The following is a 12,336-nucleotide window of genomic DNA, read 5'->3' on the forward strand; positions in this document are numbered from 1 at the left end:
CAAGAATTTTTTTGTCCGAACATTTCATGAGAACATAAATATGACCATCCAAACAAAAAATGATCAGTCAGATCCAGGGTTAAATTTTAAGAAAGAAATGCAAACCCGCCACATTGTCATGTTGGCGTTGGGCGGTGTAATCGGTACGGGATTATTCCTCACCTCCGGCTACACGGTTAATCAGGCAGGGCCGCTCGGCGCCGTGATTGCCTACATCATCGGTGCGGTGATGGTGTATCTGGTAATGGTCTGTCTCGGTGAATTAGCGGTACAGATGCCAGAAACCGGATCTTTCAGTAGCTACGCAACTCGATACCTGGGCCCAGGTACGGGCTATACGGTGGCCTGGCTGTATTGGCTCACTTGGGCAGTCGCTATCGGCTCTGAATTTACGGCGGCGGGCATCCTGATGGTTCGGTGGTTCCCCGATACACCGGTGTGGATCTGGAGCGCGATTTTTGCCATTGCAGTCTTTTTAAGCAATGTTGTCTCTGTTCGTTTGTTTGCAGAAACCGAATTCTGGCTTTCGCTCATCAAAGTGCTGACCGTCATTACGTTCATCGTCATTGGTGGTGGGGCTATTTGCGGTCTCTTCCAGGTGCAGCATTTGCAGGGTGCCGGGCTCTCGAACTTTACCCGTGAAGGGCTTTTCCCGACGGGGTTCCTACCCATTGCGATGACACTTCTAGCGGTCTCTTTCGCATTTTCGGGGACTGAGCTAATCGGGATTGCGGCAGGTGAAGCGCAGGATCCACAGACCAGCGTACCCAAGGCGATCCGTACTACGGTGGTACGTCTTGCGTTGTTCTTCGTGGGTACGATTTTCGTCCTTGCTACCTTGTTGCCCCGCGAGCAGGCGGGAGTGGTAGAAAGTCCATTCGTGATGGTGTTCGACCTGATTGGCATCCCCTATTCAGCGGACATCATGAACTTCGTCATTCTCACGGCCTTGATTTCCGCCGCCAACTCGGGACTGTATGCGGCTTCGCGCATGCTTTGGACGTTGAGTGATCAAGGGCACATGCCTAAGCGTTACGCCAGGCTTTCGCGCCAGGGCACGCCGGTTAACGCGATCGTTTTGAGTATGGCGGGGGCATTGGCGTCGCTGCTCAGCAGTGTGCTTGCCCCTGATACGGTTTACTTGGCGCTAGTGTCGATTTCGGGTCTCGCGGTCGTGATCGTGTGGATGAGCATCGCCGCGAGCCAAATCGCCTTCCGACGCCAATACGTCGCTAATGGCGGGCGAGTTGAGGACCTGCATTTCCGTGTGCGCGGCTACCCTTGGGTTCCTATCGGTGCTCTGTTGTGTTGCTTGCTGGCCTGCGTCGGCATTGCTTTTGATCCTGAGCAGCGAGTGGCGCTTTACTTCGGTCTTCCGTTTATCGCGTGGTGCTACTTCGTTTATTGGATCACTCGCAAGAAGCGGGAAGAGCGGTTGGCATTAGCAGCGGCTGCGCATCATTCTGCTGGTGTAGCGTGAATCGCTCAGGCGATGATTGAGCACAGATAAGTCCCGATGAGGTTGCGCCGATGAGTCAAAAATCACTACCGCCCTTGAATTGGCTGAGGGCATTCGAAGTGTCGGCGCGGTATTTGAATTTCACCCATGCAGCGCAGGAACTGCACCTGACTCAAGGTGCAGTCAGTCAGCAGATCCGTCAGTTGGAGGGTCACCTCGGTGTCGCGCTATTCAAGCGTCTGCCCCGAGGGCTTGGCTTGACTGAAGAAGGGCAGTCATACCTGCCGGTAGTACAAGACGCGATCAGTCGGCTTGCAGTGGGTACGAACGAGATTTTCGGCCAGCACAATCGAAGGCATGTGAAGGTGCGTGGCAGCCTTTCCTTCCTTCACTATTGGTTGGCCCCTCGGCTCGTGGATTTTTGTCGAGAGTATCCCCAGATAGACATCCGCTATATCAGCAACCTCTGGGTGAAGGAACCGGATGGAGAAGATGACCTGGAGATTCGCTGGGGATGCGGTGAGTGGTCGGGATTGCACTCTCAGCGATTGACCTGGGACATCCTCCAGCCCGTTTGCTCGCCCGAGCTCATGGCCCGCTCACCGATACGTGAGCCTCGCGATTTGATCAACCATTCTTTGCTCCATGTGTTGGGGTACGAGGAAGGGTGGGGTTACTGGTTGAAGCGGGTTGGAGCAGACGATGTCGATTATTCACGTGGTCTTCAGTTCGACACGCTCATTTCCACAATTCGCATGGCAGAACTGGGCCAGGGTGTTGCCTTGGCGCGGTCTTCCGTAGTGGAAGATTTGCTCAAGAATGGACACCTGATTGCTCCATTCAGTCACCGAATCGAGGCCAGCGAGTCTTTTTATCTAGTGCGCGAGCAGGCCGAGGTTCTTTCGCCTGATGCCGCGATTTTTTCTACTTGGCTGGTGGCTCAAGCCCACCGCCTTTTGTAATTCTGATCTGGAGTCATCATGCATTACGTAAGCACACGCGGCGGTGACGTGGGGGCGGACTTTCGCAGTGTGGTGCTGTCGGGGCTTGCCGAAGATGGCGGACTCTATGTCCCGGCGAGTTTGCCTGCCTTCACCGAGAAGCAGATTGCCAGCTGGTCGTGGCTACCATTCGATGAGCTGGTCTGGCGCGTGGTCTCGCCCTTTGTTGGCTCTACCATTGACGAAAGTACGCTGCGTGCTTTGCTGAGCGACAGCTATCGAAACTTTAACCACCGCGCCATTACGCCGCTTGAACAGATTGGCCATAACGAGTGGATACTCCAGCTGTTTCATGGCCCGACCCATTCTTCCAAGGATTTCGCTGCGCAACTGCAATCGCGCCTGGTGGAGCATTTCCTGGGCGAAGTCGGTGCACAAGCGCTGATCGTCGGTGCGACCAATGGTGATACCGGGCTGGCTGCGCTTGAGGCGTTTGCTGACTGCCGGGGCACTCACATGGCGATATTGTATCCACGCAACGGGGTATCGGCTGAGCAACTCTGTGCCCTGCAGGCGGCAGACCCTGAGCGGGTCCAGCTTATTCCAGTGGACGGTAATTTCGACGACTGCCAGACGTTGGTGTCTCGGCTCTTGCGCGACTGGCCGTTAGACGGGGTAATACCGATCTGTTTCAACTCCACTAACTGGGTCGGTGTCCTCGCACAGATCGTTTTTTATTTCCACGCTGCCTTGCAGCTGGGCGGCGGGACACGTCCAGTAGGCTTCAGCGTGCCAGCAGCCAGCTCTGCTGAAATCTACGCCGGCTACATTGCTCAAAAAATGGGATTACCCATCAACCAGGTGATCATTTCCACGAATAGTAATGATGCACTTCACCAGTTCATTCATCGCAATCGCTATTCGACCCGAGTGTGCAACCGAACGTTATCTCCTGCGATGGATTTCTCCCTGTTCTCAAACCTGGAGCGGTTCATTTGGGAGCTGTATGGGCACGATGGGAGCTCCGCGAAGGCGCTGATGGAGCACTTTGAGGACTGCGGCGAGTTAAGCATTGGCAACCAGCAATGGCTGCGAGCCCGAGTGCTGTTCGATTCCTATGCAGTGGACGAAGCACAGGTTCGCGACGAAGTCGTCAAATTGTTCCGTGAGACCGGGTCTGTAATCGATCCCCATACCGCTGTAGGTGTGCTGGCTGGCCGAATTCATCGACGCAGCCTGGGGGCTCCCATGGTGACCTTTGGACAAATTGCTCCGGCCAGGTCTGCGGCGTTATTGGCCGGGTTGGGAGTCTGGCAGGGAGAGGTGCCACCGACTTGCGACGTTCATGCTCAGCCACCGAGTCTGGCTAAAGGCGATCTGGACGGGCTTTGCCGGGCCCTCTTGCTTGCGCAGCAGAGGCACGTATGAAGCGCATTCTGGATCCGCTGGATGAGCGCATACTTGCCGAACTCACAGCGAATGCTCGAATCGCCCATGCTGAGCTGGGTGCCAAGGTCAACTTGTCGCGCAACGCTGTGCGCCAGCGCATTGAGCGTCTTGAGCGAGACGGCGCCATCCAGGGGTATACGGTACGTCTCGGTGATTCCCGAAGGCCTTCATCGCTGATCAGTGCGGTGATCTTTGTCTACCGATACGATCGCATGCGTGGAGAAGAGGTTCTTGCTGTGCTGCGCTCTATCCCCGAGGTGGTTCAGTGTGAAGTACTGAGTGGTGAGTTCGATTTGATGCTTCGAGTCAATGCTGCCTCTCCCGAACGTGTTCACCACGTCTGGAAAGAAATCTCTGCGATGCCAGGGGTGGAGAACACCGTCACTTCATTCGTCCTTTCTGCAGTGTTCTGAACACAAAAAAAGGGGCTTTCTGCCCCTGTACACCTCGTCTTTCTGTATGGGCAAAACGGCCAACTAATACAGCACTCTGCCATATTCAACTGCCAGAGCCCGACTCTTACGATGTTCCTATCGAACAACGACAAAGAGGACTGCTTTCATGACTGAATACAAAATTGCCCTGGTGGGTTTTGGTGGCGTCAACCGTGGCCTGGCTCAACTGGTTGCAGATCGTAATGCCGAGTGGAAAGCATCTCTGGGTTTTGGCATCAAAATCGTCGGTGTGACTGATCTTTTTCTCGGCTCCATCGTTGCTGAAGAGGGTCTGGATGCAAAGCAGTTGGTCGCTCTGCCTAACGAGAAGGGAGTATTCGCTCAACTGCCAGGAGGAACCGCCGAGGCGCTCAACGAAACCATCATCAAGCATTCTGGTGCTGACATGATCGCTGAAGCCACCTTCACCAACCCTATCGATGGTGAGCCCGCGACTACGTTCTGCCGCTGGGCACTGCAAAGCGGTATTCATGTTGTGACTACCAACAAGGGGCCAATTGCGCTGCACGGCGCTGAGCTCAAGGAGTTGGCCCGTCGCAATGGTGTTGCCTTCGAGTACGAAGGTTCGGTTATGAGCGGTACGCCGGTGATTCGTTTGGCAAGACAGGCTCTGGCAGGTGTAGAGGTTCAAGGCTTTGAAGGCATCCTGAACGGGACTTCCAATTACGTGCTGACCCGCATGAAGGACGGCCTGACCTTTAACGACGCAGTCGCCGAGGCTCAACAGCTCGGTTATGCCGAGGCAGACCCAACGGCCGATGTGGAGGGGTTTGACGTGCGCCTCAAGGTGGTGATCCTCGCCAACGAACTGCTCAATGCTCGATTGAATGTCAGCGATGTGGCTTGCTCAGGTATTAGTAGCATCAGTCCAGAAGACATCGCTCAGGCAACTGCCAACGGTGCAAGTTGGAAGCTGATCGGGTCTGCAAACCGCGAAGTTGATGGCTCGGTTCGAGCGAGTGTGGAGGCTCGACTGTTGCCCAATTCGCATCCTCTTGCAGGTATTTCCGGTGCCACGAACGCGGTGTCGTTCAATACTGGACTGCTGGGTGCCGTCACTGTCTCCGGTCCTGGAGCCGGTCGTATCGAGACGGCCTATGCGTTGCTGTCAGACATCATCGCCATCCATGCCACCCACGGTAAGTAACAGGAGAATCATCATGAGTGTATCCAGCATGGCCTGCGTCCAGCTTGTTGATGCCAAACAGATTGATGTGTTCAGTCCATTCGATGGTCGCCTGGTGGGAAGCGTCCCTTACCTCGATGCAACCGCTGTTCCTGGCTTGCTGGAGCGCGCGCGAATTGGCGTGCGTGAGAGTGCGGCAATGCCTCGTCACCTGCGTGCAGGCATCCTTGAGGAAGCGGCCCGGCGTGTAGAGCTTGCCTCTGAAGCGTTTGCCAGACTCATCGTTGCAGAGGCGGGAAAGACACTTCGACAAGCAGAGAAGGAAGTGAAGCGTTGTGTGAACACGCTGAAGCTATCGGCGCAAGAAGCTCGTCGTAACGCCGGGGAGGTGATTCCATTTGAGGCATATGAAGGCTCCGAATCTCGCCAAGGCTGGTTCACTCGTGAACCGCTGGGGCTCATCGTCGCGATCACCCCGTACAACGATCCGCTGAACCTGGTCGCCCATAAACTGGGCCCAGCCATTGCCGGTGGCAATGCCGTGATCCTGAAACCCTCAGAGCTCGCACCGTTGTCTGCTCTCAAGTTGGTTGAATGCCTGGTGGAAGCGGGTCTGCCTTCGTCTGTGGTAACCCCGGCCACCGGAGGCGTCGATCTGGGTAAGGCATTGGTGGAGCTGCGCGAAGTGCGGATGATTTCCTTCACGGGTGGTTTTGCCACGGGAGAGTCCATTGCTCGTAGTGCAGGCTTGAAGAAGCTGGCCATGGATCTGGGGGGAAATGCGCCGGTTCTCGTGCTTGAAGACTGTGATCTCGAACCGACCGTAGAATCTTGTGTATCTGGCGCCTTCTGGGCAGCAGGACAGAACTGTATCGGCACGCAGCGCATCCTCGTACACAGTTCAATCTACGAAGATTTCCGTGAGCGTTTCGTCAGTCAAACGCGTGCATTGGTAGTGGGTGATCCTGATCAGCGAGCAACGGATGTTGGCCCGATGATTACGGAGCAGGCGGCTCGTCGCACCGAACAATGGGTGAACGAAGCGCTGGTCGAGGGGGCTCTTCTTCTGTGCGGACACCATCGCCAAGCGGGAAGCTATGCGCCGACCGTGCTGGAGCGTGTAAGCCATGACAGTCGGATTTGGCAGCAGGAAGTTTTCGCGCCGGTGGTCATCCTGGAGCCGTTTGACCACCTGGATGATGCTGTTGCCCTGGCCAACGCTCCAGAATACAGCCTGCATGCGGGGCTCTTCACACGTGATCTTTCCAAGGCCTTGAAATTGGCGCGCCAAATTGAAGCCGGTGGCGTGATGATCAATGATTCTTCCGATTATCGTTTTGATGCCATGCCTTTTGGTGGCTTCAAGTACGGAAGCCTGGGGCGAGAAGGTGTTCGGTTTGCCTATGAGGACATGACGCAACCCAAAGTGGTCTGCATCAACGAAATGGGTTGAGCCATCAAAGTAGCTGATACCGTCGACGTTTACATCGGGTTAAGTCGCGCGTCCCGTGGCACCCGATGTTTTTTTCAACTCTGGCCGACCACGCTTCTCCGTGGCAGTGCGCAGCGTAGCAGGATGAACGCTGCTGATTCCTTGCCGCTCCCATCGTGACTTCAAGACGTTAGGGAGTGAGCGCATTCGAGCCTTTTCCCTAACGTTAGCGTTTGGAACGGTCAAATCGCCCTTGCATGATCAGATATCGACGACGACTTTACCTTTTGCAGTTCCGCCAGACACGATTGCATAGGCTTCGTTGACAGTGTCGAGGGTGAATTTGCGGTCATCAAGCAGAACACGCAACTGCCCTGATTCAGCCAAACGAGTGGCCTCGGCCAGGATCTCACCGTGGTGCTTACGCCCTTTGCCAGTCAAGAGCGGCAGCAGTGTGAATACGCCAGAGTAGGTAGCGCCACGGAATGACAGGGGAGCGAGTCCGATAAGTAGGTAAATCCCTATAGTTATGATTCCAAAAAGCGAATAAATCGGAATCAAATGGACACGCTCGAATCGATGGCGATTTTCGTCCGGGTAGTGGAGCGAGGCAGTTTTTCTGCGGTTGCCCGGGAAATAGGTGTAAGCCAACCGACCATCAGTAAACAGATCAGCGCCTTGGAAACCCGGCTAGGTGGTCGTCTGTTCGCTCGCAGCACTCGTCAATTGTCCATGACAGATGAGGGACAGCGGTACTACCGACAATGCAGAGCCATTTTAGCTTCCGTAGAGCATGCGGAGCACACTTTTCATACCGGTCAGGAGCGTATTGCAGGGTCTTTGCGTGTCGGTTCATCGGGTAGTTTTGGACGAGTACAAATCGCCTCCAGGCTGCGCGGTTTTCTAGAGCTTTACCCAGACGTGTCTGTCGATTTGCAATTGAATGATGAAAATGTTGATTTGGTGAGCGCGGGCATCGATGTCGCGGTGCGTATAGGCGAACTCAAGGACAGTAGCTTGATTGCCAGACAAATTGGACTGACACGGCGTCGTGTGTTCGCAGCTCCCAGCTACTTGGAACGACATGGGGTACCTTCATCGCCGAAGGATTTGACCGACCACAACTGTCTTGTTTTCAACCAGCTGGAGCATTTTGCCAACTGGCGATTCGAGCACAATGGCAGATGGAATAGCGTGCAAGTCAGTGGCAATGTTCGCAGCAATAACAGTGAGGCGATCAGGCAGATGGTATTGGACGGGTTAGGTGTTTCGCTTTCTCCATTGTGGCTATTTCGACAAGACCTCAGGGAAGGGCGCGTAGTCACATTACTGGAGAGTTACTCGCCGGCTTCTCTACCCATTCACGCTGTGACTCCCCCGGATCGGAGACAATCTGCGCGGGTTAGAGCATTCACAGACTATTTGCGCGATGCATTTGCAGGGGACAGCGATATTTGCCCGGCGTGACGTGGCACAAAGGTTGTGCAGACAGTTTTGTTGGGTTTACTTCACGGACGACGTTAACGAAGGCGCGCAGGCTTGGGCATATGTCGATTGGCTGGATAGAAGAGGCTCACCCCGCAAACAAGGGCGTCCAATCAGGTGTCCGGCGGGCATGTAGTGCCCGCCGCTCACGTCCTGGCAGTCGTGATCTGAGTCCGCCCGAGAGTGTCACGCAGCCATGTGCCTGCTTTTCCAGAACGTAAAAGTGACGACCATACCAAATCGACACCCACGGTCCAGTCCGTAAATGGATAAGCATCCAGTTCCAGCTCAACCAGCTGCCCATCGGGACTAAGGTCCTGCATTAGTTGCTTGGGTACGGTGGCCCAACCCATTCCTTCGCGCAGCATGTTCATCAGTGTGAGATAGCTTTCGACACGCCAATGGTTGGGTGAGTTGAGGTACTCGCTGGTGGGCAGCCTGTCCTGAAAAGGCAGATAGACCAATTGCCGGAAATTGCTCAGCTGGTTGAAGCTGACAGGGTGCATCTGGGTCAACGGGTGATCCCGACATACGACGTTGCTGAATGTGATGCTGCCAAGCCGTTTGAACTGCAGGTTCTTTGGGTAATGCGAGCGAGTACACATTACGCCCAACAGCACTTTTTTCTCTTCGATCATGCCAAGGGCATCCTGCCTGGATGGATGCAGCACGGTCAGGTCGACATGGGTGAAGTGGTTGGAAAAATCCTGCATCACGGGTGCGAGTGCCTGATAGGGGATGGCATCGTCGATGCTGATCACCAATTCGGTTTCCAGCTCTTCGGCCAAGCTACTTGCGCGGTTCTCCATGTTGAAACACTGACCAAGAATGGCCTCGGCGTCGCGCAACAGCGCACGACCCTCCGTCGTCAACTGGGGATAGCGGTGGCTACGGTCGAACAGCGTGACGCCCAAGTCGATCTCAAGGTTCGCGACGGAAATGCTCACGGCTGACTGCGATTTGCCCAGTTTTCGCGCTGCGGCCGAGAAAGAGCGCTCACTGGCGACTGCAGAAAATGCGGCCAGTTGCTCCAGAGACAACCTCATAGATGCACCATAAAAAAAATCAATAGGTCCCATTTTTACAACGGGAGCGGTGGGGCGCATTTTGGCCCTGCCTTACCAGACAACCACAACAATAACCTATCCCATCACTGCCTCGACAATAACAACCAGGAGAGGACAATGACCAATGCTGTGCACCCTGTGGATCAGCGGCTACCGCTGGCTCAAACCGTGATACTTGGCTTTCAACATGTGCTGGTGATGTATTCGGCATGCATCATCGTGCCGCTGATTCTCGGCGCCGCACTGCAACTCCCCAAAGACCAGTTGACCCTTATCATCAACGCAGACTTGTTTGCCGCGGGCCTGGCGACACTCGTGCAATGCGCAGGAAACAGGTTTTTCGGCATTCAGTTGCCGATCATGATGGGCGTGACCTTCGCATCGGTAACCCCGATGATCGCCATTGCCCTGAACCCGTCCCTGGGGCTGCCAGGCGTCTATGGTGCGATCATCGCATCCGGTCTGTTCGGCATTCTCTTTGCCCCGGTCATGGGCCGATTGCTGCGCTTTTTTCCGCCGGTGGTAACCGGCACTGTGCTCCTGGTTATCGGCATCAGCTTGATGCGTGTCGGAATCGACTGGTCAGCCGGAGGCCATCCGTTACTGGCCGATGGCAGCTCCAATCCGGACTACGGCAATCCGGTTTACCTGGCCATTTCTCTTTTACAGCTGATCCTGATCCTGGGTATCAACCGCTTCGCCAAAGGATTCATTGCCAATATCGCGGTGCTCCTGGGGGTACTGGTCGGCTTTTTCATAGCGTTCTTTCGCGGCGATATCGTGCTTGACGGCATACATCAGACTCCATGGTTCTCGACGATTACACCCTTCGCGTTTGGCGCGCCGAAATTCGATGTTGTCGCCATTGTTTCAATGTGTTTGGTCATGCTGGTCACCATGGTCGAGTCGACCGGGATGTTCCTGGCGTTGGGGAAGATGGTCGACCGCCCGACCACTCGCCAAAGGTTAGTGCGAGGCCTTCGTTCGGATGGCCTGGGTGCCATTCTCGGCGGGGTATTCAACGCATTCCCCTATACCTCGTTCTCGCAAAACATTGGGCTAGTGACCATGACTGGGGTCAAGAGCCGCTATGTGTGTATAGCCGGCGCGATGATTCTGATCGGGCTGGGACTTTTTCCCAAGCTGGCCTACATCGTTGCCTCCACGCCTCAGTACGTACTCGGTGCCGCCGGCATGGTCATGTTCGGCATGGTCACGCTGATGGGGGTGCGCATCCTTTCCACCGTCGACTTTGAACGATCGCGCTACAACCTTCTGGTCGTGGCCACGAGTGTGGGCATAGGCATGATCCCGATGGTCTCGCCTCACTACTTCCAGCATTTGCCCGACTGGAGCCGGGTGTTCACCGAAAGCGGGATCGTTCTGAGCGTTTGCAGCGCACTCATCCTCAACATTCTGTTCAACGGGCTCGGCAAGGCCGACGAAGCCGAAGCAGCAGCGGCCCACACCGCCGCCCTCAGCGACAGTTGAACCACCTACAACCACAATAAACAGCACAAAGGTTAAGTACGATGACTAATGAACTCATCAGGGCCGACCTCGTCCTCACCATGGACGCCCACAACACCGTGATCGAAGATGGCGCAGTATTGGTCAAGGACGGCCTGATCGCCGATGTTGGTCCTGCGCAAGAGCTGCTCGCACGCCACCCCGTGGCCCCGGTACGCCGCCTGACCGATCGCCTGTTGATGCCTGGGCTGGTCAATACCCATTGCCATTCCGGCATGCTCCGAGGCACTGCTGAGGGTCTCCCGGTGTGGGATTGGTTGCAGCAGTACATCGATCCCATGCACCGGGTGCTGCTGCCCAGTGAGGCACGTTTGTCTTCCATGCTTTGCTACAGCGAAGCATTGCTGTCCGGCACCACCACGGTGGTCGATATGTGGCGATACATGCATGGCAGTGCAGAGGCCGCCAATGAGTTGGGCATTCGCGCGGTGCTGGTGCCCTATGTTGCCGAGCACCCGGACCATGATTACTTCGAGACCCTCGACGGCAACGAAGCCTTGATCGAACGTTGGCACGGCGGGGCGAATGGCCGCATCAATGTGTGGGTAGGCCTGGAGCATATGTTCTACGCCGTTCCCCAGGCATGGAAGCGCATCGCGGATATCTGCAAGGCCACCCAAGTGGGTTTCCACACCCACAGTAACGAAAGCCGCTTCGACGTGGAAGAAACCATCCGGCGCTACGGAATGCGCCCCGTACAGGCTCTGGAGAAATTCGGTCTGCTCGATGCCAGTAAGGTTCTGCTTGCTCATTGCGTGTGGGTCGACGACCAAGAGATCGCGCTGATGGCGCGACGCAACATCGGTGTGGCACACAATCCCGTCAGCAACATGAAGCTGGCATCCGGTGCCGCGCCGATCGATAAGCTGTTGGCTGCAGGCGTTGCGGTTGGCCTGGGCACCGATGGCGAAAAAGAGAACAACAACCTGGACATGTTCGAGGAGATGAAAGTGTCCTCGCTGCTGGCCAAATTCGCCAACCTCAATGCAGCGGCACTGGATGCATGGTCGGTATGCCGCATGGCCACGATCGACGGTGCACGCGCGTTGGGCATGGACAAGCAGATCGGCTCGCTGGAAGTCGGTAAAGCCGCCGACATCATCGCTGTACGCGTTGACACGCCGAGGATGACGCCGCTGATCACCCGTGGCCCGCTGGCCAACCTTCACCACAACCTGGTGCATGCCGTACAAGGCGGTGACGTTGACATGACAATGGTCGCCGGTCGCGTGCTGGTCGAAAACGGGCAACTCAAAAACGCTGACCTGGACGTGCTGATCACTGAAGTCAATGAAACGGTCCCTGACCTGTTTGCCCGACGAAAAGCCTGGCTGGACCAGGCCGGGGTCTCCATCAACGAGCTTGATCGCGTTTGACCTCGAGGAGACCTTC

The 12,336-nt window shown here is 55.8% G+C and carries 10 protein-coding genes and 1 pseudogene; 9 read left to right on the top strand and 2 right to left on the bottom strand.

The window, feature by feature from the left end:
* Positions 1-40 precede the first annotated feature (40 nt).
* From ACA054_RS13000 to ACA054_RS13025, 6 genes are all read left to right on the top strand, one after another.
* Positions 41-1,480, top strand: a complete 1,440-nt coding sequence (locus ACA054_RS13000; RefSeq protein WP_497689740.1) for an amino acid permease — start codon at positions 41-43, stop codon at positions 1,478-1,480.
* A gap of 50 nt (positions 1,481-1,530) precedes the next feature.
* Complete coding sequence (locus ACA054_RS13005) at positions 1,531-2,421, top strand: LysR substrate-binding domain-containing protein (RefSeq protein ID WP_497689741.1); 891 nt, start codon at positions 1,531-1,533, stop codon at positions 2,419-2,421.
* Between the two features lie 18 nt (positions 2,422-2,439).
* On the top strand, positions 2,440-3,828 hold the full coding sequence (thrC, locus tag ACA054_RS13010) for a threonine synthase (RefSeq protein ID WP_497689742.1): 1,389 nt from the start codon (positions 2,440-2,442) through the stop codon (positions 3,826-3,828).
* Complete coding sequence (locus ACA054_RS13015) at positions 3,825-4,262, top strand: Lrp/AsnC family transcriptional regulator (protein WP_497689743.1); 438 nt, start codon at positions 3,825-3,827, stop codon at positions 4,260-4,262. The genes thrC and ACA054_RS13015 overlap by 4 nt, the downstream gene beginning before the upstream one ends.
* 148 nt (positions 4,263-4,410) lie before the next feature.
* The gene (locus ACA054_RS13020) at positions 4,411-5,451 is read left to right on the top strand and encodes a homoserine dehydrogenase (RefSeq protein ID WP_497689744.1); all 1,041 of its coding nucleotides are present in this window, start codon (positions 4,411-4,413) and stop codon (positions 5,449-5,451) included.
* 13 nt (positions 5,452-5,464) lie between these two features.
* Positions 5,465-6,883: an aldehyde dehydrogenase family protein gene (locus tag ACA054_RS13025; protein WP_497689745.1), complete on the top strand. Its 1,419-nt coding sequence runs from the start codon at positions 5,465-5,467 to the stop codon at positions 6,881-6,883.
* 240 nt (positions 6,884-7,123) lie between these two features.
* Here the strand turns inward: ACA054_RS13025 and ACA054_RS13030 are convergent.
* Positions 7,124-7,363 (bottom strand): annotated as a pseudogene (locus ACA054_RS13030) (zinc-binding dehydrogenase); the annotation flags it as partial.
* Positions 7,364-7,423: 60 nt separating this feature from the next.
* On the opposite strand from ACA054_RS13030, the gene ACA054_RS13035 reads away from it, so the two are divergent.
* Positions 7,424-8,329: a LysR family transcriptional regulator gene (locus tag ACA054_RS13035; RefSeq protein ID WP_497689746.1), complete on the top strand. Its 906-nt coding sequence runs from the start codon at positions 7,424-7,426 to the stop codon at positions 8,327-8,329.
* 164 nt (positions 8,330-8,493) lie between these two features.
* Here the strand turns inward: ACA054_RS13035 and ACA054_RS13040 are convergent, their stop codons facing one another.
* Positions 8,494-9,453 carry a LysR family transcriptional regulator gene (locus ACA054_RS13040; protein WP_497689747.1) on the bottom strand — a complete coding sequence of 320 codons (960 nt, stop codon included), beginning with the start codon at positions 9,451-9,453 and terminating at the stop codon, positions 8,494-8,496.
* A gap of 78 nt (positions 9,454-9,531) precedes the next feature.
* On the opposite strand from ACA054_RS13040, the gene ACA054_RS13045 reads away from it, so the two are divergent.
* Together ACA054_RS13045 and ACA054_RS13050 are read left to right on the top strand one after the other, a co-directional pair.
* Positions 9,532-10,905 carry a nucleobase:cation symporter-2 family protein gene (locus ACA054_RS13045; protein WP_497689748.1) on the top strand — a complete coding sequence of 458 codons (1,374 nt, stop codon included), beginning with the start codon at positions 9,532-9,534 and terminating at the stop codon, positions 10,903-10,905.
* A gap of 41 nt (positions 10,906-10,946) precedes the next feature.
* The gene (locus ACA054_RS13050; RefSeq protein WP_497689749.1) at positions 10,947-12,320 is read left to right on the top strand and encodes an amidohydrolase family protein; all 1,374 of its coding nucleotides are present in this window, start codon (positions 10,947-10,949) and stop codon (positions 12,318-12,320) included.
* Positions 12,321-12,336 lie beyond the last annotated feature (16 nt).

The organism is Pseudomonas sp. LBUM1653 (assembly GCF_059716115.1).

Bases quoted from the DNA above. Each gene is read 5' to 3' on its own strand.
- ACA054_RS13050 (WP_497689749.1), top strand. From the start codon at position 10,947: ATGACTAATGAACTCATCAGGGCCGACCTCGTCCTCACCATGGACGCC.
- ACA054_RS13040 (WP_497689747.1), bottom strand. From the start codon at position 9,453: ATGCGCCCCACCGCTCCCGTTGTAAAAATGGGACCTATTGATTTTTTT.
- ACA054_RS13005 (WP_497689741.1), top strand. From the start codon at position 1,531: ATGAGTCAAAAATCACTACCGCCCTTGAATTGGCTGAGGGCATTCGAA.
- thrC (WP_497689742.1), top strand. From the start codon at position 2,440: ATGCATTACGTAAGCACACGCGGCGGTGACGTGGGGGCGGACTTTCGC.
- ACA054_RS13015 (WP_497689743.1), top strand. From the start codon at position 3,825: ATGAAGCGCATTCTGGATCCGCTGGATGAGCGCATACTTGCCGAACTC.
- ACA054_RS13000 (WP_497689740.1), top strand. From the start codon at position 41: ATGACCATCCAAACAAAAAATGATCAGTCAGATCCAGGGTTAAATTTT.
- ACA054_RS13035 (WP_497689746.1), top strand. From the start codon at position 7,424: ATGGACACGCTCGAATCGATGGCGATTTTCGTCCGGGTAGTGGAGCGA.
- ACA054_RS13020 (WP_497689744.1), top strand. From the start codon at position 4,411: ATGACTGAATACAAAATTGCCCTGGTGGGTTTTGGTGGCGTCAACCGT.
- ACA054_RS13045 (WP_497689748.1), top strand. From the start codon at position 9,532: ATGACCAATGCTGTGCACCCTGTGGATCAGCGGCTACCGCTGGCTCAA.
- ACA054_RS13025 (WP_497689745.1), top strand. From the start codon at position 5,465: ATGAGTGTATCCAGCATGGCCTGCGTCCAGCTTGTTGATGCCAAACAG.